The sequence below is a fragment of the Streptomyces sp. DT2A-34 genome (assembly GCF_030499515.1).
Lineage (GTDB): Bacteria > Actinomycetota > Actinomycetes > Streptomycetales > Streptomycetaceae > Streptomyces.
The window spans coordinates 3,940,110-3,958,567 of record NZ_JASTWJ010000001.1 but is presented as its reverse complement, the minus strand read 5'-3'; the positions used below and the strand labels follow the sequence as shown (position 1 = coordinate 3,958,567).

Genomic DNA, 18,458 nt, shown 5'->3' with positions numbered 1-18,458 from the left:
GCCCGCCGCCCGACGGACCAGGGAACCCGTGGCCCTCGCCTGGCGTTGACCAGTACGGAAGGGTCCACTGGACGTGACACCACGGCACCAGTGGCATCGGAGATCGACCAGCAAAGGGTTCCCCTGCCGCACCACTTGGAGGGCGTACCGTGCACCGCCGGCACAACGGGCTCAGGACCGCAGTACTCCTCGGGGGACTGTCCGCACTCATCATCGTCATCGGCAGTTTCTTCGGCCGCATGGGGCTCGTCGTCGCGCTCCTGATCGCCCTGGGCACGAACGCGTACGCGTACTGGAACAGCGACAAGCTGGCGCTACGCGCGATGCGTGCCCGCCCCGTCAGCGAGTTCGAGGCCCCGGGGCTGTACCGCATGGTCCGCGACCTCTCCACCCAGGCCCGCCAGCCCATGCCCCGCCTCTACATCTCCCCGACGGAGGCGCCGAACGCGTTCGCGACGGGCCGCAACCCGCGCAACGCCGCCGTGTGCTGCACCGAAGGCATCCTGCGCATCCTCGACGAGCGCGAACTGCGCGGCGTCATCGGCCACGAGCTCAGTCACGTCTACAACCGCGACATCCTGATCTCGTCGGTCGCCGGCGCGCTCGCCTCGGTGATCATGTTCCTGGTCAACTTCGCCTGGCTGATCCCGATCGGCCGTTCCGATGACGACGACGGCCCAGGTCTCCTCGGCATGCTGTTGATCATGATCCTGGGGCCGCTCGCCGCCTCGCTCATCCAACTGGCCATCAGCCGCTCAAGGGAGTACGAGGCCGACGCGTCCGGCGCCCAACTCACCGGCGACCCACTCGCCCTCGCCAGCGCCCTGCGCAAGCTCGAGCACGGCACGAAACAGCTTCCGCTGCCCCCCGAGCCCCGCATCGAGACCGCCAGCCACATGATGATCGCGAACCCCTTCCGTCCAGGTCAGGGGTTCTCCAAGATGTTCTCCACCCACCCGCCGATGGCGGACCGTATCGCCCGGCTCGAAAAGATGGCAGGCCCCCCACAGTGAAGACCATCCTCAACGTCATCTGGCTCGTCCTGAGCGGCTTCTGGCTGTTCCTCGGCTACATGCTCGCGGGCCTCCTGCTCTGCATCACCATCATCGGCATCCCGTTCGGCATCGCGGCCTTCCGTATCGGCATCTACGCCCTGTGGCCCTTCGGGTACACCACGGTCGAGCGCCGCGACGCGGGAGCCTCCTCCTGCATAGGCAACGTCCTGTGGCTGATCCTCGCGGGCTGGTGGCTGGCCATCGGCCACATCGTCACCGGCATCGCCCTGTGCGTCACGATCATCGGTATCCCGTTCGGCATCGCCAACTTCAAGCTGATCCCGGTGTCGCTGTTCCCGCTGGGCCGCGAAATCGTGTCGACGGACCAGCCGTTCGCCTCACGCTGGTAGAGCAGTGGGTGGGTGCGGTGACCGCCGGTTTATCCACAACCCGGCGGTTGTCCACAGGCCCGACCGATTGTCAGTGGCGGCTTGCATCATGAACGCATGACCGAGATCGAGCAGTTGCTGACGAGGGTCGCGGACAAGGCCCGCAACACCCGCCCGTGGGGCTGGCCTTCACTCCCCGACCCCGTGGACTCGACGACCCTGGCCCGAGCCGAGGCTGCCCTCGGCTTCCGCCTTCCCCCGCTGCTCGCCGACCTCTACCTGGGCATAGGAGACGGCGGTTTCGGCCCCGAGTACGGCCTGTTGCCCCTGCTCGACAACCCTCCGGCCGACGAGCCCGCCGCCGTCACGCAGTACCTCGCCAACCGCGAGAGCGCCCGCAAGGACCCCGACTGGCCCTGGCCCGAAGGCGTCCTGCCGATATCCCACTGGGGCTGCGCGATGTACGCGTGCGTGGACTGCCGCAGCCCTCAGGCCACCGTCCTGCTCTTCGAACCGAACGCCGACGACGCCGACCAGGCGTGGTACGTGGATGCCCCGAGCCTCACGGACTGGCTGCGCGCCTGGATCGACGGCACGGGCTGGTACGTGGAGATGAACGAGGGGCTGGAAATGGCCCCTTGGGGCGACTTCCGCATACGGACAACGACGGCACAGGCGTCCTGAGGGCGCACGGACCGGTGGTCGCCGAGTGGACAGGCGCCCGGTCGATTTAGATGGACAGTCGTGAGTGAGCTGAGGGACCGAGTGCGTCGAGTGGGCTGAGGGATCGAGTGCGCCGACTGGCCTGATCGGCGCCAAGTGGACCGACGGCTTCTCGTGGTCCGCGACGGCCCCTGAGCGGACCGATCATGCCGCGCGGTTCGGCAGCCGCCCACCGGTCCGGCAAGCCCGACAGCACCAGCTGGACCGACCTGCCCCTCACCCAGCAACGGATACGCGTACGTCGGCACACGCCTACGTCGGCCTACTTTCCCCGGGCACCCGACCGCTGCCCCGCCATCCACCGCCGTACGCCGTACGCAACCACCCCCACCGCCAGCACACCCGCACCGACAACAACCGAAACCCCGGGTAGCGAGAAGGCCAGTACCGCGCACCCGAGAAGCCCCACCACCGGCACGATGCGTGCAGTCGGCGCCGAGTCGAGAGTCCAGGCCGAGGCGTTGGCCACCGCGTAGTACGCCAGCACACCGAAGGAGGAGAACCCGATCGCGCCACGTACATCCACCGTGGCGGCCAGGACCGCGACCGCCGCCCCCACGGCCAATTCGGCCCGGTGCGGCACCTGGAAGCGCGGATGCACGGCTGCCAGGGCGCCGGGCAGATGCCGGTCGCGGGCCATGGCCAGCGTCGTCCGCGAGACGCCCAGAATCAGGGCGAGCAGCGAGCCCAACGCGGCGACGGCGGCGCCCACCCGTACCACGGGCACGAGCCCTGGTACCCCGGCTGCCCGCACCGCGTCGGCCAGCGGTGCGCCCGCCCGCCCCAGACCATCCGACCCCAGTACGGAAAGGACAGCCACCGCCACACACGCGTACACCGCCAGAGCGATGCCCAGGGCCAGCGGAATCGCCCGGGGGATGGTGCGCGCCGGGTCCCGCACCTCTTCACCGAGGGTTGCGATCCGTGCGTACCCGGCGAACGCGAAGAACAACAGCCCCGCCGCCTGCAGCACCCCGCCCACGCCGCCCGAAGCCCCGACGTCTAGGCGCCCGGCATCGGACACCCCGGACCCCAGACACACGACGACCACACAACCGAGGACAGCCAGCACCACCGCCACGATCGCCCGGGTCAGCCAGGCGGACTTCTGGACGCCGCCGTAGTTCACCGCGGTCAGCGCCACCACGGCCGCGACCGCCACCGCGTGCGCCTGCCCAGGCCAGACGTACGTGCCCACAGTGAGCGCCATCGCCGCACAGGAGGCCGTCTTACCGACCACGAACGACCAGCCCGCGAGATATCCCCAGAACTCCCCGAGCCGCTCCCGCCCGTAGACATATGTGCCGCCCGAGGCCGGATACAGGGCGGCCAGTCGTGCCGAGGACGTGGCATTGCAGTAGGCCACCACGGCCGCGATCGCGAGTCCGAGCAGCAGCCCGGATCCGGCCGCGCCCGCCGCAGGCCCGAGCGCGGCAAAAATGCCGGCCCCCACCATGGAGCCGAGCCCGATGACCACGGCGTCCCCGACCCCCAGGGTGCGCCGCAGCTCGGAGGAGGAGTCGGAGCTGGACCGGGTCATGGCCGGAACCCTACTGATCACTGCAACCGAGAGATGCAACCGTGACGTCTTCTCCACCAACAACGCAAGAACAAGCGCGCCCGAAATCACAGTGCCGGGAAAGTGCAGGCACAGCGCGGAAGGGCAGGTTCACGGCATGACGATCATCAGCTGGATCATTCTGGGGCTGTTGGCCGGGGCCATCGCCAAGTTCCTGCTGCCGGGCCGCGACCCCGGCGGCTTCATCGGCACCACCCTCATCGGCGTCGCGGGCGCGTTCATCGGTGGCTGGATATCGGCCCGCTGGCTGGACCACCCGATCACCAAGGACTTCTACGACGGCACGACCTGGGCCGCCGCGATCGGCGGCTCCCTCGTGCTCCTGGTCGCCTACCGCATCCTGTTCGGACATTCGCGCAACTGAGCGAGGCGAGCACATCCCCGGACCGCAGCCGGCAGGCGAGAAGGGTGGGCACCCGCGGTGCCCACCCTTCTCGTGAGACATCGCAGCCGGGGCCATAGCCGGTGCCGTAGCCGGCTCGGATCAGCAGCTCACCGGTAGTTCACGAACTGCAGCGCGAAGTCGAAGTCCTTGCCCTTCAGAAGGGCGATCACGGCCTGCAGGTCGTCACGGCTCTTGGAGCTGACGCGCAGCTCGTCACCCTGCACCTGGGCCTTGACTCCCTTCGGGCCCTCATCGCGAATGATCTTCGCCACCTTCTTCGCGTTCTCCTGGGAGATGCCCTCCTCGATCGACGCGAAGATCTTGTACTCCTTGCCCGAGAGCTGGGGCTCGCCCGCGTCCAGGGCCTTCAGCGAGATCCCGCGCTTGATCAGCTTGGACTGGAAGACGTCGAGGACAGCCTTGACCCGGTCCTCGGAGTTCGCCTCCATCAGGATCTTTTCACCGGACCACGAGATCGAGGCACCCACGCCCTTGAAGTCGTAGCGCTGCGAGATCTCCTTGGCGGCCTGGTTGAGGGCGTTGTCGACCTCCTGCCGCTCGACCTTCGAGACGATGTCGAAACTGGAGTCGGCCATGTCCTGTGGCTCCTTGTATCGGGGTGCGTATGGGATGCGTCTCGGCGGGCGTGGGGGTGCCGCCGAGCCCGAGGCAGGCCCCGGACCGCATCCGGACAAGCCTAGCCACCCCTCGTCCCCCGGGCGGCGATCAATCGGGTGGCGAAGCACCCCTCCCCATCGGGTATTGTTTACGTCGTTGCCAGGGAGCACCGCCGAGAAGCGGTTCGAACGGCAGCAAACCCGGCGGTGTGCCCGAGCGGCCAAAGGGAGCAGACTGTAAATCTGCCGGCTCAGCCTTCCCAGGTTCGAATCCTGGCGCCGCCACGCTGAGAAACCCCTCCGATCTGCGGAAACGTAGAGCGGAGGGGTTTTCGCGTTCCAGAACACGCTCGGGGCACACTGACTGCATGGCCATGCGTCGCAGAAGCTGCCCCGAGTGCCGTCGTGAGATCGCCGTCGTCGCCGGTCGGTTCGCACGGCACGATCCGCCCGGCGCACGGGAGAGCGGGGAACTCGTGTCGTGTCCCGGCTCGCGTCGGCAGGCGCAACTCGGGGCCGCCCAGCCCGCCTTGGACGGGTACGTCGTACCTGAGTTCCCCGGGCAGCTGCCGCTGTTCTGAGAGCATCCTCCGGCCCCCAGCCCCCCTCCCGGCCTCCGGCCCCCACCGAGCCACGCTGAGCCTCACTCCGAGCTTCATCCCGAGGCCCGCCCCCACCCCCTAAGCGCCCTCCCGCACATCCATCCGCGCCACCAGCCCGTCCGCGTCGAACCGGTACACGTGCTCGACCGTCTCCTGCGCCCACCGATCGCCCGACGCGTCGCGCATCCCGGGCCGTACGGTCGCCACCACCGCCGCGCCGTCCTCGTCCGCGTGCGGGCCCTCCAGCCGTACGAGGGGATGCGCGGCGGCGAACTGCCGGGCCCAGTACGCGCGTACCGCCTCGCGGCCGTGCAGCCGGACTCCGTCCAGGATGTTCGGCCAGTCCACGTCGGGCGCGAGGCAACGTTGCATGAAGGCCTCTCGCTCGTCTGTCGAGAAGACCTCGTACATGCGCCGCAAGAGCGCTTCCCGCGCGGCCGGAATCCCCTCCGAGCCCAACTTCAGTTCCCCGCCACCGACTTCACCGCAACCGAGACAGGAGCCGACCCGCTGATCAGTTCCAGCGTCAGGCCGGCTGTCGCCGGTGTGTCGAGCAACTCCGCGAGTGCGGCGGCCACGTCGTCGCGCGGGATCGGGCCTCGGCCGGTGTGTGCCTCCAGGCGTACCAGGCCGGTTCCGGCGTCGTTCGTCAGCATGCCGGGGCGCAGGATCGTCCAGTCCAGGCCGTCCAGGCCGCGGACGTATTCGTCGGCCTCGCCCTTGGCGCGCAGGTAGACGTCGAAGACCTCGTCACCCTCGTGCTTCGGGTCGGCGCCCATCGAGGACACGACCACGAAGCGCCGTACGCCTGCCAGGACCGCCGCGTCCGCGAACAGGACCGCCGCGCCCTTGTCCACCGTGTCCTTGCGGGCCGCCCCGCTGCCCGAGCCCGCGCCGGCCGCGAAGACCGCCGAGTCCGCGCCTCGCAGATGTTCCGCGACCTCCTCGACCGAGGCCGACTCCAGGTCCAGCAGGATGGGTTCGGCGCCGGCCTCCCGCAGGTCGTCGCTCTGTTCGGCCTTGCGGATGATCCCCGCGACCTCGTCCCCACGCGCGGCGAGCAGCTGCTCCAGCCGCAGCGCGATCTGACCATGACCACCAGCGATGACAATGCGCATGTTTCCGACCGTACGCCCGGACGGCCGCATTCGCCGCACGACTTCAGCCATGCCTCACGTCCCCACAGGCGCACACCTCACGCCCAAACGCCGGGCGCACGAGTCGCCGACGCACCCCCTGTGCGCTCCGACCCGCTCCCCGCCCCACCGCTCGAGCACACGCCCCCACGTGCCCTCAAGACACCTCCCCCCGCCCCTGCCGCGGCAGCCCCAACTCCGCCGCCACGGCCGAGTTGCAGTACTCCCGTACCGCGCTCGTGCGCGCCACCACGCGCCCCCGGTGCACCACGATGCGGCTGTACGCCAGCGACAGTGCTCCCGCCAGCCGGTCCCCGCGCACCGCCAGCAACTCGGCCGGGAAGCCCGCCTCCACCCGCACCTCGGGCAGGCCCAGCACCGCACGCGCCGACGCGCTCACGGCGTCGTACGCGTCCTCGGGGCGCAGTCCGTGGCGCGAGGACAGCAGGTAGGCGGCCTCCAGCGGGTCGCCGCGGCCCACGGGGTTCGACACGTCGCGCAGGGCGCCGCTTCCGGCGGCGAGGCGTACGCCGGCCGCGCGCAGCAGTCGTACGGGCGCCGTGGCCCGCCGTTCGACGCCCCCGCAGCCGCCCTGCGGCAGGCACACCACCGTCACCCCGGCCGCCGCGAGCTGGTCGGCGGTGCGGGATGCCACCTGGGCCGGCAGGCGCCCCAGGCCGCCGCACGGGCCGAGCGTCACGCCGGGGCGCAGTCCGCCGGCCATCGCGGCGAGGCGGGCCAGGCGTGCCGGGTCGGTGGCGTCGGTGTGCAGGTCGACGGGGCAGCCGTGCTCGGAGGCGACCTCCAGGACCGCCTCCACGTAGCCCGTCGGATCCGGGTCCAGGTCGGGGCAGCCGCCGACCACGGAGGCGCCCATCTTCAGCGCGTCCCGCAGCATCGCGAGCCCCTCCGCCCCGGCCGCCCCGGTCAGCAGCCGCGGCATCGCCACCGTCGTCAACTCGGTGAGCCCGCGCAGCGAACGCCGTGCCTGCAGTACGGCCTCCAGGGCCCCCAGCCCCTGAACGTCGCCCACGCGCACGTGTGCCCGCAGCGCGGTCGCCCCGTGTCCGAGCTGGAGCAGAGCGGCCTCGGTGGCGCGGCGCTGGACGTCCTGGGGGTCGTAGGAGACCGGTCCGCCCTCGTCGGCGGAGAGCGCGGTGTCGCCGTGGGCGTGCGGTTCGGCCGGGGCCGGCATGAGCAGATAGCCGCCGAGGTCCACACGAGCGCCGCACGCGCGCGTGTCGCCCGCCGCCAGGCTCCCGGCCGTGCCGACCGCCTCGATGCGCCCGCCGCCCAGCCGTACGTCCACGGTCCGGCCGTCGGTGAGCCGCGCCCCGCACAGCAGCAGAGCACCCGGGTCGGTCGGGCCGGACGAACCCGACGAGGACGACGAGTGGGGCGGCTGGGGCTGACTGTCGGGCATCGCGTTCCAGAGGCTCGGGGCTGCGCATCGGGGCTGCGGGAACGGTGCTGGGGAACTGCGCCGGGCACGCAAGATCACGCAGAGTGAGTCGAGCCTAGGGTGGCGATCCGGCCATGGCGTGCAGGAGCGCAATAGTCGTACCGGTGTGGTCCGCCGAACGGAGCCGCGTCCGCGGTACCGCAGTGGCCTGCGAGGCGTCTGTGCGCACCGCCGATCGGCCGCGGACAGGGGCCGGGAAACGGATTTGGGTGAACGGCAGCCGAGCGTGTAATGTCTTCATCGCTCGCCCCAATAGCTCAGTCGGCAGAGCGTCTCCATGGTAAGGAGAAGGTCAACGGTTCGATTCCGTTTTGGGGCTCTGGTGTGAGAGGTTCCCGCCGCAAGGCGGGGTCCGATCTCATCAAAGCGGTGTAGCTCAGTCGGTAGAGCAAGCGGCTCATAATCGCTGTGTCACCGGTTCAAGTCCGGTCACCGCTACTGACAGTAGCCGATTGCGGGGTCGGTCCTTCGATCGGCTACTCTTTCTTGCGTTGAATTAGTCCATCCGTTCGTCTTAGGAGCACTCACGTGGCTGCCACCGACGTCCGCCCGAAGATCACGCTGGCCTGCGTGGAGTGCAAGGAGCGGAACTACATCACCAAGAAGAACCGGCGTAACAACCCGGATCGTCTTGAGATGAAGAAGCACTGCCCGCGTTGCAATGCGCACACCGCGCACCGCGAAACGCGATAAAACAGGCTCGTACGTGAGGCCGCCCCCGCAGTCGGGGGGCGGCCTCACGTCGTTTCCGCCCCGGTTACCGGTCGGTTCCGGCTGATCCGGGCGAATCGGCCAGGCGAACCAGCAGGTCAACCGCAGCAGACAGCAGGAGGTGCCGAGCCATGGCGCTCGACCAGTCCTTCGTGGGGCGGAGCTACCCGCCCACCGAGCCCTATGAGGTGGGACGGGAGAAGATCCGTGAGTTCGCGGAGGCGGTGGGGGACACCAACCCGGTGTACCTGGACCCGGAAGCCGCCAAGGCGCTCGGCCACTCCGATGTGATCGCCCCGCCGACCTTCGTCTTCGCGATCAGCTTCAAGGCCGCGGGACAGGTCATCGCCGACCCCCAGCTGGGTCTGGACTACAGCCGGGTGGTGCACGGCGACCAGAAGTTCGCCTACACCCGGCCGGTGCGCGCCGGCGACCGGCTGACCGTCACCTCGACCATCGAGGCCGTCAAGTCCATGGCGGGCAACGAGATCGTGGACATCCGCGGTGAGGTCCACGACGAGGCGGGGGAGCACGTCGTGACCGCCTGGACGAAGCTCGTCGCCCGTGGGGCGGACGCCGAAGAAGGGGAGAGCTGAGTCGGATGACGGCGAAGATTGCGTACGGCGACGTCGAGGTCGGCACCGAACTGCCCGCCCAGACCTTCCCCGTGACCCGCGCCACGCTCGTCCAGTACGCGGGCGCCTCAGGTGACTTCAACCCGATCCACTGGAACGAGAAGTTCGCCAAGGAGGTCGGGCTGCCCGACGTCATCGCGCACGGCATGTTCACCATGGCCGAGGCGATCCGCGTGGTCACCGACTGGACCGGGGATCCGGCCGCGGTCGTCGAGTACGGCGTCCGCTTCACCAAGCCCGTCGTCGTGCCGAACGACGACCAGGGCGCCACGATCGAGGTCAGCGGCAAGGTCGCGGCCAAGCTCGACGACAACAAGGTCCGCGTGGACCTGACCGTGCGGAGCGCCGGGCAGAAGGTGCTCGGGATGTCGCGGGCAGTCGTGCGGCTGGCGTGAAAACGTCGATGTGAACGGCACGCGCGTGCCGTGAGGTAAGGGGCGCTCTCCATGGCGGGGCGCCCCTTACTTGTTGCGTCGGCTACCTGTTGTGTCAGCCTCGACCCCTTGACCTGGTTAGTGATTGAGCACTAACTTACTTCTCATGGTCAGGATGAGCGCAGAGGAGAGGCGCGAGAGCGTCATCCGCGCGGCGACGACCGAGTTCGCCCGCGGCGGCTACTACGGCACGTCGACCGAGGCGATCGCCAAGCGGGTCGGCGTCTCGCAGCCGTATCTCTTCCGGCTCTTCCCGGGCAAGAAGGCGATCTTCCTGGCGGCGGCCGAGCGCTGTGTGGAGGACACCATCCGGATGTTCGCGGAAGCCTCCGAGGGGCTGGAGGGTGAAGAGGCCCTGCATGCCATGGGTGACGTGTACCGGAAGGTCGTCTCGGAACAGCCCGAGCGGCTGATGATGCAGATGCAGATGTACCTCGCCGTGGCGGCCGCCGAGCAGGAGGGTGACCACGAGTTCGGCGAGGTCGTGCGCACCGGCTGGATACGGCTGTGGGACACCATCCATCTGCCGCTGGGGGCGGACGTCAATGAGACGACGACCTTCATGGCGTACGGCATGCTCATCAACTGCCTGGTGGCCATGGGCTTCCCTCCCGAGCATCGCGTCTGGGCGGGGATGACTCCGCCGGAGCGGGCTGAGGAGCCGTCCTAGAGGGAGGGGTGACGGGAGTCACCCAGTCTCTTCATGGGCTCGAAAGTTAGTGATCGATAACTATCTCAAGCGCTGGGGGAGCGATGTCACAGCAGACCGAACAGAACGCCGGGACAGCACGCCGGGGCGGAGCCGCCTGGGCCCTTGTCATCACGAGCGTCGCCGGGTTCATGGCGGCACTCGACAATCTCGTCGTCACCACCGCACTGCCCTCCATCCGCGAGGACCTGGGCGGAGCCCTGCCCGACCTGGAGTGGACGGTGAGTGCCTACACGCTCACCTTCGCCGTACTGCTGATGTTCGGCGCGGCGCTCGGCGACCGCTTCGGCAGGCGCCGGCTCTTCCTCGTGGGCATCACGATCTTCACCGGCGCGTCCGCCGCCGCGGCCCTCGCGTCCGGCGTCGACTCCCTGATCGCCGCCCGCGCGGTCCAGGGCGCCGGCGCGGCGATCATGATGCCGCTGACACTGACCCTGCTGACGGCGGCCGTGCCCGCGGCCAAGCGCGGGATGGCGTACGGCATCTGGGGGGCCGTCAACGGGCTCGCGGTCGCGTCCGGGCCCCTCGTCGGCGGCAGTCTCACCGAGCACATCTCCTGGCAGTGGATCTTCTGGCTGAACGTTCCGCTCGGCCTCGCCCTGCTGCCGCTCGCCCGCCTGCGCCTCGCCGAGTCGTACGGCACCGGCGCCGCGCTCGACCTCCCCGGCACGCTGCTCGCCAGCGGCGGCCTGTTCGGGATCGTGTACGGCCTGGTCCGCGGCCCCGCCGACGGCTGGACCGGCCCCCTGGTTCTGACCGGCCTGTTCGCCGGAGGTGTGCTGCTCGTCGGATTCGTCCTCTACAGCACCCGCGCCAAGAACCCGATGCTGCCGATGCGGCTGTTCCGCTCCCGGGCCTTCTCCGGGATCAACGCCGCGAGCATGCTGATGTTCCTCGGCATGTTCGGGTCGATCTTCCTGCTCAGCCAGTACATGCAGGGCGTGCTCGGCTACTCGCCCACCGAGGCGGGGCTGCGGATGCTGCCGTGGACCGGTATGCCGATGCTCGTCGCACCGATCGCCGGCATCCTGTCCGACCGCATCGGCGGCCGCCCCGTCGTCGCCACCGGCCTGTTCTTCCAGGCCGTCGGCCTCGCTTATATGGCCTCCGTGGTCACTGTGGACGCCTCCTATGCCGCGCAACTGCCCGGCCTGATCATCAGCGGCATCGGCATGGCCCTGTTCTTCGCCCCGGCCGCCAACCTGGTCATGTCCAGCGTCCGCGCCTCGGAACAGGGCATCGCCTCCGGCGCCAACAACGCGCTGCGCGAGGTCGGCGGTGCGCTCGGCATCGCCGTCATGGCGTCGATCTTCTCCGCGCAGGGCGGCTACGAGACCGGCCAGACCTTCGTCGACGGCCTGCGGCCCGCCCTGGTCACCGGTGCCGCGGTGGTGGCCCTCGCCGGGGTCGCGGCCCTGCTGATACCGGCCCGGCGGCGCGATGGCCGGGACCGGACCGGGAAGCCGACCGAGCGGGCGCCGCAGCCGGTGCTGGAGACGGCCCCCCACTGACCCCGACACCCCGGACCCTGAGGAGCAGTCATGCCCACCCTTCCCTGGACCGTGCCGAACCCCGCCCCGCGCCACACCGAGGTGCACGTCTTCGCCTCCCGCTTCGAGACCCGCACCCTCTGGGGAGCGCTCCGCTTCCTCGCCCGTACGCCGGGCGTGTGGCGGCAGGTGAGCCGGGCGCCCGGAGCGTACGGGGCCTCCCTCAAGGCGGAGCCGTTCAAGCGGACCTTCTGGACGCTGTCCGCCTGGGAGTCGCCCGCGGCGCTCAAGGCCTTCGCCCGCTCGGGCGCCCATGCCCCGACGTCGCGGGGGCTGTCCACACAGATGCGGGACGCGAAGTTCGCCACCTGGCAGGCGTCGAGCGACGAACTCCCGCTCGGCTGGACGGAGGCGTTCCGGCGGCTGACCTGAACGGCACGCGCGCATGGCGTGTGCCTGCGCCCCGGCACCCCGCATGGGTGCCGGGGCTGTCAGTGCCGTCTCGTAGTCTTGGGCCCGTGCAGGAACTCCACGACGCCCCCCTCGCCCCCCTCACCACCTTCCGGCTGGGCGGCCCCGCCACCCGCCTGGTCACCGCCACGACCGACGCCGAGGTGATCGACGTCGTGCGCGAAGCCGACGCCAGTGGCACCCCGCTGCTGCTCATCGGCGGCGGATCGAACCTGGTCATCGGGGACAAGGGCTTCGCCGGCACCGCCCTGGTCATCGCCACCAAGGGCGTCGAGCTGGACGGCACCACGCTCGAACTGGCCGCCGGCGAGGTGTGGACCGACGCCGTCGCCCGCACCGTCGAGGCCGGGCTCGCCGGGATCGAGTGCCTCGCCGGAATCCCCGGCTCCGCGGGCGCCACGCCGATCCAGAACGTCGGCGCGTACGGCCAGGAGGTCTCCTCCACGATCACCGAGGTGATCGCGTACGACCGCCGCGCGGGCGAGACCGTCGTCATCCCGAACGCCGAGTGCGCCTTCTCCTACCGCCACAGCCGCTTCAAGGCCGACCCCGAGCGCTACGTCGTCCTGCGCGTCCGCTTCCGGCTGGAGGACGCCGACGGGCTCTCCGCCCCCATCAAGTACGCCGAGACGGCCCGCGCCCTCGGCGTCGAAGCCGGCGACCGCGTGCCGCTGGCCGCCGCGCGCGAGACGGTGCTGAAGCTGCGTACCGGCAAGGGCATGGTTCTGGACCCCGAGGACCACGACACCTGGTCGGCCGGATCCTTCTTCACCAACCCGATCCTCACCGACGAGCAGTTCGCCGCGTTCCACGCGCGCGTGCGCGAACGCCTGGGCGACGGCGTGGAGCCGCCCGCGTACCCGGCGGGGGAGGGGCACGCCAAGACCTCCGCGGCCTGGCTCATCGACAAGGCGGGGTTCACCAAGGGGTACGGCACCGGCCCGGCCCGCATCTCCACCAAGCACACCCTCGCCCTGACCAACCGGGGCGGAGCGACCACGGAGGACCTCCTGGCACTCGCCCGCGAGGTCGTGGCCGGCGTCCGCGAGGCCTTCGGCATCACGCTGGTCAACGAGCCGGTGACGGTGGGCGTGAGCTTGTAGCCCACCTCCCGGCGGGGCGTGACGGCCGTACGACCGTCCGGTCCTGGCTAGGCGAGCCAGTCGTCCACCCCCGCCAACAGCTTCCCCTTCACCCCCTCCGGCGCCGCGGACGCCCGTACCGACTGCCGGGCCAGTTCCGCCAGTTCCTCGTCCGTGAAGGCGTGGTGGTGGCGGGCGATGTCGTACTGGGCGGCGAGGCGGGAACCGAAGAGCAGGGGGTCGTCGGCGCCGAGGGCCATCGGGACGCCGGCCTCGTACAGCGTCCGCAGTGGGACGTCCTCCGGCTTCTCGTAGACGCCCAGGGCGACGTTCGACGCGGGACACACCTCGCAGGTCACGCCCCGGTCGGCGAGGCGCTTCAGCAGCCGCGGGTCCTCGGCCGACCGCACCCCGTGGCCGATCCGGTTCGCGCCCAGGTCGTCCAGGCAGTCACGGACCGAGGACGGGCCCGTCAGCTCGCCGCCGTGCGGGGCCGAGAGCAGGCCGCCCTCGCGGGCGATGTGGAAGGCGCGGTCGAAGTCCCGCGCCATACCCCGGCGCTCGTCGTTCGACAGCCCGAATCCGACCACCCCCTGGTCGGCGTACCGCACCGCGAGCCGCGCCAGCGTGCGGGCGTCCAGGGGGTGCTTCATACGGTTCGCGGCGACCAGGACGCGCATCCCGACACCCGTGTCCCGCGACGCCGTCTCCACCGCGTCCAGGATGATCTCCAGCGCCGAGATCAGACCGCCCAGCCGGGGCGCGTACGACGTGGGGTCCACCTGGATCTCCAGCCAGCCGGAGCCGTCCTTCAGATCCTCCTGCGCGGCCTCCCTGACCAGGCGCTGGATGTCCTCCGGCTGCCGCAGGCACGAGCGCGCCGCGTCGTACAGGCGCTGGAAGCGGAACCAGCCCCGCTCGTCCGTCGCCCGCAGCTTCGGCGACTCCCCGCGGGTCAGCGCGTCGGTCAGCGCCTCGGGCAGGTGCACACCGTACTTGTCGGCCAGTTCCAGCAGGGTCGCCGGCCGCATCGAGCCGGTGAAGTGCAGGTGCAGATGGGCTTTCGGCAGCTCAGAGACATCACGTACACGCTCCATCCCAGGATCCTGCCGCACGTGTCCGCCGTCCCGGTAGCGCTTTCCCCGAACGTGGTCTTGCTCGCACGCACAGACGACAAAGCGGGCCGCTCCCCGAGGGGAACGGCCCGCCACCACCTCCTCATGTGAGGAGGTGGTCAGTCCCTGGCCTCCGCCAGCAGCTTCTGGATCCGGCTCACGCCCTCGACGAGGTCCTCGTCCCCGAGCGCGTACGACAGCCGCAGATAACCCGGCGTGCCGAAGGCCTCGCCCGGCACCACCGCGACCTCGGCCTCCTCCAGGATGAGCGCGGCCAGCTCGACCGAGTCCTGCGGGCGCTTGCCGCGGATCTCCTTGCCGATGAGGGCCTTCACCGACGGGTACGCGTAGAAGGCGCCCTCGGGCTCCGGGCAGACCACGCCGTCGATCTCGTTGAGCATCCGCACGATCGTCTTGCGGCGGCGGTCGAAGGCCTCGCGCATCTTCGCGACCGCGTCCAGGTCGCCCGAGACGGCGGCGAGAGCGGCCACCTGGGCCACGTTCGAGACGTTCGACGTGGCGTGGGACTGGAGGTTGGTCGCGGCCTTCACCACGTCCTTCGGGCCGATGATCCAGCCGACCCGCCAGCCCGTCATGGCGTACGTCTTGGCGACGCCGTTGACCACGATGCACTTGTCGCGCAGCTCCGGCAGGACCGCGGGCAGGGACACGGACACCGCGTCGCTGTAGACCAGGTGCTCGTAGATCTCGTCCGTCATCACCCACAGGCCGTGCTCGACGGCCCAGCGGCCGATCGCCTCGGTCTCGGCCTCGCTGTAGACGGCGCCGGTCGGGTTCGACGGGGAGACGAAGAGGACGACCTTCGTCTTCTCCGTACGGGCCGCCTCCAGCTGCTCGACCGAGACGCGGTAGCCGGTCGTCTCGTCGGCGACGACCTCGACCGGGACACCGCCCGCGAGGCGGATGGACTCCGGGTAGGTCGTCCAGTACGGGGCCGGCACGATGACCTCGTCGCCCGGGTCGAGGATCGCGGCGAAGGCCTCGTAGATGGCCTGCTTGCCGCCGTTGGTGACCAGGATCTGGGAGACGTCGGGCTCGTAGCCGGAGTCGCGCAGCGTCTTCGCGGCGATCGCGGCCTTCAGCTCGGGCAGACCGCCGGCCGGGGTGTAGCGGTGGTACTTCGGGTTCTTGCACGCCTCGATGGCGGCCTCGACGATGTAGTCCGGGGTCGGGAAGTCGGGCTCACCGGCGCCGAAGCCGATCACCGGACGCCCGGCGGCCTTGAGGGCCTTGGCCTTGGCGTCCACGGCGAGGGTGGCGGACTCGGAGATCGCGCCGACTCGGGCGGAGACCCGGCGCTCGGTGGGAGGGGTTGCAGCGCTCATGGGGCCCATCGTTTCAGACAGGAAACGTGCCCGGCACGGGGGTTTCACGGACTGAACATCAGCTGAACAACCGTCCGGATCCTGCGCGCGGCCAGGGCGATCTTGCGCTGCCACACGGCCGGCCCGCGGGCGATCTTCCGCCGCCCAAGCCCCCATCGGCCACTTTCTGTTCGACGAGGCGCCCGGGACCACGTACACTCTCACCTCGTTGGCCTTCAGCGGCCCGCGGTCGCAAGGTGCACACCGAGCACCCGGTCGGATGCGGTACGTTGGGGGACACCACAAAGGGTCGTAGCTCAATTGGTAGAGCACCGGTCTCCAAAACCGGCGGTTGGGGGTTCAAGTCCCTCCGGCCCTGCTACACACTCCTTCGCCAGGATGTGTGCGCATGTACGTACAGCAATGCACCGCCGTGCGGCTCAGACCGGGCGCGGCACGGCCACGACCCGGAATCAGGTGAGGACGAGTGACGGACGCCGTGGGCTCCATCGACATGCCTGATGCCCAGGACGAGGCGCCGGAGTCCAAGAAGAAGACCCGAAAGGGTGGCAAGCGCGCCAAGAAGGGCCCGCTGAAGCGACTGGCGCTCTTCTACCGCCAGATCGTCGCGGAACTCCGCAAGGTCGTCTGGCCGACGCGCAATCAGCTGACGACGTACACCACTGTGGTGATCCTCTTCGTCGTCATCATGATCGGTCTGGTGACCGTGATTGACTATGGGCTCGACCACGCCGCCAAGTACGTCTTCGGCTGAGCCAAGAGCGAAGGGCGCCGCGGTTACCGGCGCCCCTTTCGCATGTTCCACCCCTATGTATCCAGGAAGAAGCAGCCACCGTGTCTGACCAGAACCTGAACGACGCCATCGAGCCGCACGGGCAGGACGTCGAGTCCGTGGAAGGCGAGCTCGACATCGTCGAGGGCGCTGACGAGGACCTGGACGAGGTCGAGGCTGCCGACGCCGAGGCGGGCGAGCCCGCCGAGGAAGCCGCGCTGCGCGTCGAGGACGAGTCCGGCGGTGACGTCGAGACCGTCGAGGACGAGGAAGAGGGCGCCGAGGAGGAGCCCGCCGAGCCCGTCGACCCCGTCGCCGCCCTGCGCGAGGAACTCCGCACCCTGCCCGGCGAGTGGTACGTCATCCACACCTACGCCGGTTACGAGAACCGCGTGAAGACCAACCTGGAGCAGCGCGCCGTCTCGCTGAACGTCGAGGACTACATCTTCCAGGCCGAGGTGCCGCAGGAAGAGGTCGTCCAGATCAAGAACGGCGACCGCAAGACGATCAAGCAGAACAAGCTGCCGGGTTACGTCCTGGTCCGCATGGACCTGACCAACGAGTCCTGGGGCGTCGTCCGCAACACCCCGGGCGTCACCGGCTTCGTGGGCAACGCCTACGACCCGTACCCGCTGACCCTGGACGAGATCGTCAAGATGCTCGCCCCGGAGGCCGAGGAGAAGGCCGCCCGCGAGGCCGCCGAGGCCGAGGGCAAGCCGGCTCCGCAGCGCAAGGTCGAGGTCCAGGTGCTGGACTTCGAGGTCGGCGACTCGGTCACCGTCACCGACGGTCCGTTCGCCACACTGCAGGCCACGATCAACGAGATCAACGCCGACTCGAAGAAGGTCAAGGGCCTGGTGGAGATCTTCGGCCGCGAGACGCCGGTCGAGCTGTCCTTCGACCAGATCCAGAAGAACTAGCAGTACAGCAGCCTTCTCGAAGGGCCTCCGACCAGCGGTTTTCTCGCTGTCGGAGGCCCTTTCGTCGTACGTGTCGGCCTCCGCGCGGACGGCGTCCCCAAACAAATGTGTGCTGCGCCACAACCATCCGGTGAGCCCGCCGGTTTGACCTGATGACCGAAACGCGCGGACAGTGTTCTTCATGGCGATCTATAGCTCTTGGTGGCGGTTTGCCCAAGGCTGGTCGCTGCCCGCGTCGGCATTCGGCACCTGTCGAGTCAGTCACCATGAAGTAGGGGGAACTTTTTCATGCGTGCTCGAACCATCCTGGTCGTGGCGGCGGCGTCCGCCTGCGTCCTTCTGCCGGCGACCTCCGCGGTCGCCGGCACGGGCCCGGCCCCGTCGCCGAACAAGCAGAACCTGACCGCGCGCTCGACCGCCCCGTCCGAGGCGGGCAACCCGCTGAGCGCCAAGGCGCAGGCGGCCGGCGTCTGCTCGGACGCCTACCAGATCGGCGCCACCGCCTACATCAACCGGGGCGGCGCGCACGTAGCCTCGGTGAAGCAGTTCTACTCGCCCAACTGCCGCGCGAACTACGGCTATGTCTGGGTCTGGCAGAGCTTCCGCGACAAGGTCAAGGACTATGACGTCAGCACCGGCGTCTACAGCTACGCCCGTGACGAGGTCGTGGGCCAGGACTGGTGGAACGCCACCAACAGCCAGGAGTTCTGGTCCCTGCCCGCCGACACGGTGAACGAGTGCACCGCGGCCATCGGCACGCTGCGCGCTCCCGGTGACCCGGTGCCGGGTCAGGCGACCACGGCCAAGCGCTGCTGACCACCCCTCCCGTACCCCGGCCGACGCGCGGCGCCCGGGGTCGACCCCTGGTTGGGGCGGTGCACGGCC

Annotated in this window: 22 protein-coding genes and 4 tRNA genes; 19 read left to right on the top strand and 7 right to left on the bottom strand. The window is 69.8% G+C overall.

Translation table 11 applies throughout. The annotated features are described in order from the left end of the window. The first annotated feature begins 149 nt into the window (after nt 1–149). The 3 genes from htpX to QQM39_RS17355 all read left to right on the top strand — a co-directional run bounded on the left by htpX (nt 150) and on the right by QQM39_RS17355 (nt 2,068). Nucleotides 150–1,013, top strand: a complete 864-nt coding sequence (gene htpX / locus QQM39_RS17365; RefSeq protein ID WP_301997740.1) for a zinc metalloprotease HtpX — start codon at nt 150–152, stop codon at nt 1,011–1,013. Beyond that, nucleotides 1,010–1,405 carry a YccF domain-containing protein gene (locus QQM39_RS17360; RefSeq protein ID WP_301997738.1) on the top strand — a complete coding sequence of 132 codons (396 nt, stop codon included), beginning with the start codon at nt 1,010–1,012 and terminating at the stop codon, nt 1,403–1,405. The genes htpX and QQM39_RS17360 overlap by 4 nt, the downstream gene beginning before the upstream one ends. Nucleotides 1,406–1,501: 96 nt before the next feature. Beyond that, nucleotides 1,502–2,068, top strand: a complete 567-nt coding sequence (locus QQM39_RS17355; RefSeq protein WP_301997737.1) for an SMI1/KNR4 family protein — start codon at nt 1,502–1,504, stop codon at nt 2,066–2,068. A 301-nt stretch (nt 2,069–2,369) separates the two neighbouring features. Here QQM39_RS17355 and QQM39_RS17350 read toward each other — a convergent pair whose 3' ends face one another. Continuing rightward, nucleotides 2,370–3,647, bottom strand: coding sequence for an APC family permease (locus QQM39_RS17350; protein ID WP_301997735.1), 1,278 nt, complete (start codon nt 3,645–3,647; stop codon nt 2,370–2,372). A 136-nt stretch (nt 3,648–3,783) separates the two neighbouring features. On the opposite strand from QQM39_RS17350, the gene QQM39_RS17345 reads away from it, so the two are divergent. Further along, entirely contained in the window at nt 3,784–4,050 is a 267-nt protein-coding gene (locus QQM39_RS17345; protein WP_301997733.1) for a GlsB/YeaQ/YmgE family stress response membrane protein, read from the top strand. Nucleotides 4,051–4,178: 128 nt separating this feature from the next. On the opposite strand, the gene QQM39_RS17340 is transcribed toward QQM39_RS17345, so the two are convergent. Then, a complete protein-coding gene (locus QQM39_RS17340) occupies nt 4,179–4,667 on the bottom strand; it encodes a YajQ family cyclic di-GMP-binding protein (RefSeq protein ID WP_030174428.1) in 489 nt (162 codons plus the stop codon). Between the two features lie 224 nt (nt 4,668–4,891). On the opposite strand from QQM39_RS17340, the gene QQM39_RS17335 reads away from it, so the two are divergent. Then, nucleotides 4,892–4,973, top strand: a tRNA-Tyr gene (locus tag QQM39_RS17335). Between the two features lie 83 nt (nt 4,974–5,056). Then, nucleotides 5,057–5,269, top strand: a complete 213-nt coding sequence (locus QQM39_RS17330) for a hypothetical protein (protein WP_079052337.1) — start codon at nt 5,057–5,059, stop codon at nt 5,267–5,269. Between the two features lie 99 nt (nt 5,270–5,368). On the opposite strand, the gene QQM39_RS17325 is transcribed toward QQM39_RS17330, so the two are convergent. The 3 genes from QQM39_RS17325 to QQM39_RS17315 all read right to left on the bottom strand — a co-directional run bounded on the left by QQM39_RS17325 (nt 5,369) and on the right by QQM39_RS17315 (nt 7,849). Continuing rightward, entirely contained in the window at nt 5,369–5,701 is a 333-nt protein-coding gene (locus tag QQM39_RS17325) for a nuclear transport factor 2 family protein (protein WP_302003615.1), read from the bottom strand. Between the two features lie 50 nt (nt 5,702–5,751). Further along, nucleotides 5,752–6,408, bottom strand: coding sequence for an SDR family oxidoreductase (locus tag QQM39_RS17320; protein WP_301997731.1), 657 nt, complete (start codon nt 6,406–6,408; stop codon nt 5,752–5,754). A 175-nt stretch (nt 6,409–6,583) separates the two neighbouring features. Continuing rightward, a complete protein-coding gene (locus QQM39_RS17315; protein ID WP_301997730.1) occupies nt 6,584–7,849 on the bottom strand; it encodes an amidohydrolase family protein in 1,266 nt (421 codons plus the stop codon). Between the two features lie 285 nt (nt 7,850–8,134). Between QQM39_RS17315 and QQM39_RS17310 the strand changes: the two genes are divergently transcribed. From QQM39_RS17310 to QQM39_RS17270, 9 genes are all read left to right on the top strand, one after another. Next, nucleotides 8,135–8,207, top strand: a tRNA-Thr gene (locus tag QQM39_RS17310). Between the two features lie 46 nt (nt 8,208–8,253). Then, nucleotides 8,254–8,326, top strand: a tRNA-Met gene (locus QQM39_RS17305). 90 nt (nt 8,327–8,416) lie between these two features. Next, a complete protein-coding gene (gene rpmG / locus QQM39_RS17300) occupies nt 8,417–8,581 on the top strand; it encodes a 50S ribosomal protein L33 (protein WP_003948671.1) in 165 nt (54 codons plus the stop codon). Between the two features lie 149 nt (nt 8,582–8,730). Then, on the top strand, nt 8,731–9,195 hold the full coding sequence (locus tag QQM39_RS17295) for a MaoC family dehydratase N-terminal domain-containing protein (RefSeq protein ID WP_301997729.1): 465 nt from the start codon (nt 8,731–8,733) through the stop codon (nt 9,193–9,195). A 5-nt stretch (nt 9,196–9,200) separates the two neighbouring features. Then, nucleotides 9,201–9,629, top strand: a complete 429-nt coding sequence (locus tag QQM39_RS17290) for a MaoC family dehydratase (protein WP_301997728.1) — start codon at nt 9,201–9,203, stop codon at nt 9,627–9,629. A gap of 145 nt (nt 9,630–9,774) precedes the next feature. After that, nucleotides 9,775–10,338: a TetR/AcrR family transcriptional regulator gene (locus QQM39_RS17285; protein WP_301997727.1), complete on the top strand. Its 564-nt coding sequence runs from the start codon at nt 9,775–9,777 to the stop codon at nt 10,336–10,338. 83 nt (nt 10,339–10,421) lie between these two features. Further along, on the top strand, nt 10,422–11,888 hold the full coding sequence (locus QQM39_RS17280; protein WP_301997726.1) for an MFS transporter: 1,467 nt from the start codon (nt 10,422–10,424) through the stop codon (nt 11,886–11,888). Between the two features lie 30 nt (nt 11,889–11,918). Continuing rightward, nucleotides 11,919–12,299, top strand: a complete 381-nt coding sequence (locus QQM39_RS17275) for a DUF3291 domain-containing protein (protein WP_301997725.1) — start codon at nt 11,919–11,921, stop codon at nt 12,297–12,299. Between the two features lie 86 nt (nt 12,300–12,385). Further along, nucleotides 12,386–13,441: a UDP-N-acetylmuramate dehydrogenase gene (locus QQM39_RS17270; protein WP_301997723.1), complete on the top strand. Its 1,056-nt coding sequence runs from the start codon at nt 12,386–12,388 to the stop codon at nt 13,439–13,441. Between the two features lie 47 nt (nt 13,442–13,488). On the opposite strand, the gene QQM39_RS17265 is transcribed toward QQM39_RS17270, so the two are convergent. Further along, nucleotides 13,489–14,517, bottom strand: coding sequence for an adenosine deaminase (locus QQM39_RS17265; RefSeq protein WP_301997722.1), 1,029 nt, complete (start codon nt 14,515–14,517; stop codon nt 13,489–13,491). 137 nt (nt 14,518–14,654) lie between these two features. Continuing rightward, on the bottom strand, nt 14,655–15,881 hold the full coding sequence (locus QQM39_RS17260; RefSeq protein ID WP_301997720.1) for a pyridoxal phosphate-dependent aminotransferase: 1,227 nt from the start codon (nt 15,879–15,881) through the stop codon (nt 14,655–14,657). Nucleotides 15,882–16,166: 285 nt separating this feature from the next. On the opposite strand from QQM39_RS17260, the gene QQM39_RS17255 reads away from it, so the two are divergent. The 4 genes from QQM39_RS17255 to QQM39_RS17240 all read left to right on the top strand — a co-directional run bounded on the left by QQM39_RS17255 (nt 16,167) and on the right by QQM39_RS17240 (nt 18,389). Then, nucleotides 16,167–16,239: transfer RNA gene (locus QQM39_RS17255), tRNA-Trp, on the top strand. 108 nt (nt 16,240–16,347) lie between these two features. Then, entirely contained in the window at nt 16,348–16,635 is a 288-nt protein-coding gene (secE, locus tag QQM39_RS17250; RefSeq protein ID WP_128433103.1) for a preprotein translocase subunit SecE, read from the top strand. Nucleotides 16,636–16,715: 80 nt separating this feature from the next. Then, complete coding sequence (nusG, locus tag QQM39_RS17245) at nt 16,716–17,573, top strand: transcription termination/antitermination protein NusG (RefSeq protein ID WP_301997719.1); 858 nt, start codon at nt 16,716–16,718, stop codon at nt 17,571–17,573. 288 nt (nt 17,574–17,861) lie between these two features. Further along, nucleotides 17,862–18,389 carry a hypothetical protein gene (locus tag QQM39_RS17240; RefSeq protein WP_301997718.1) on the top strand — a complete coding sequence of 176 codons (528 nt, stop codon included), beginning with the start codon at nt 17,862–17,864 and terminating at the stop codon, nt 18,387–18,389. The last annotated feature ends 69 nt before the right edge of the window (nt 18,390–18,458 follow it).

Coding starts and splice junctions, on each gene's coding strand:
- QQM39_RS17355 (WP_301997737.1), top strand. CDS start 1,502: ATGACCGAGATCGAGCAGTTGCTGACGAGGGTCGCGGACAAGGCCCGC.
- QQM39_RS17350 (WP_301997735.1), bottom strand. CDS start 3,647: ATGACCCGGTCCAGCTCCGACTCCTCCTCCGAGCTGCGGCGCACCCTG.
- QQM39_RS17345 (WP_301997733.1), top strand. CDS start 3,784: ATGACGATCATCAGCTGGATCATTCTGGGGCTGTTGGCCGGGGCCATC.
- QQM39_RS17340 (WP_030174428.1), bottom strand. CDS start 4,667: ATGGCCGACTCCAGTTTCGACATCGTCTCGAAGGTCGAGCGGCAGGAG.
- QQM39_RS17330 (WP_079052337.1), top strand. CDS start 5,057: ATGGCCATGCGTCGCAGAAGCTGCCCCGAGTGCCGTCGTGAGATCGCC.
- QQM39_RS17325 (WP_302003615.1), bottom strand. CDS start 5,701: ATGTACGAGGTCTTCTCGACAGACGAGCGAGAGGCCTTCATGCAACGT.
- QQM39_RS17320 (WP_301997731.1), bottom strand. CDS start 6,408: ATGCGCATTGTCATCGCTGGTGGTCATGGTCAGATCGCGCTGCGGCTG.
- QQM39_RS17315 (WP_301997730.1), bottom strand. CDS start 7,849: ATGCCCGACAGTCAGCCCCAGCCGCCCCACTCGTCGTCCTCGTCGGGT.
- QQM39_RS17295 (WP_301997729.1), top strand. CDS start 8,731: ATGGCGCTCGACCAGTCCTTCGTGGGGCGGAGCTACCCGCCCACCGAG.
- QQM39_RS17290 (WP_301997728.1), top strand. CDS start 9,201: ATGACGGCGAAGATTGCGTACGGCGACGTCGAGGTCGGCACCGAACTG.
- QQM39_RS17285 (WP_301997727.1), top strand. CDS start 9,775: ATGGTCAGGATGAGCGCAGAGGAGAGGCGCGAGAGCGTCATCCGCGCG.
- QQM39_RS17280 (WP_301997726.1), top strand. CDS start 10,422: ATGTCACAGCAGACCGAACAGAACGCCGGGACAGCACGCCGGGGCGGA.
- QQM39_RS17275 (WP_301997725.1), top strand. CDS start 11,919: ATGCCCACCCTTCCCTGGACCGTGCCGAACCCCGCCCCGCGCCACACC.
- QQM39_RS17265 (WP_301997722.1), bottom strand. CDS start 14,517: ATGGAGCGTGTACGTGATGTCTCTGAGCTGCCGAAAGCCCATCTGCAC.
- QQM39_RS17260 (WP_301997720.1), bottom strand. CDS start 15,881: ATGAGCGCTGCAACCCCTCCCACCGAGCGCCGGGTCTCCGCCCGAGTC.
- QQM39_RS17240 (WP_301997718.1), top strand. CDS start 17,862: ATGCGTGCTCGAACCATCCTGGTCGTGGCGGCGGCGTCCGCCTGCGTC.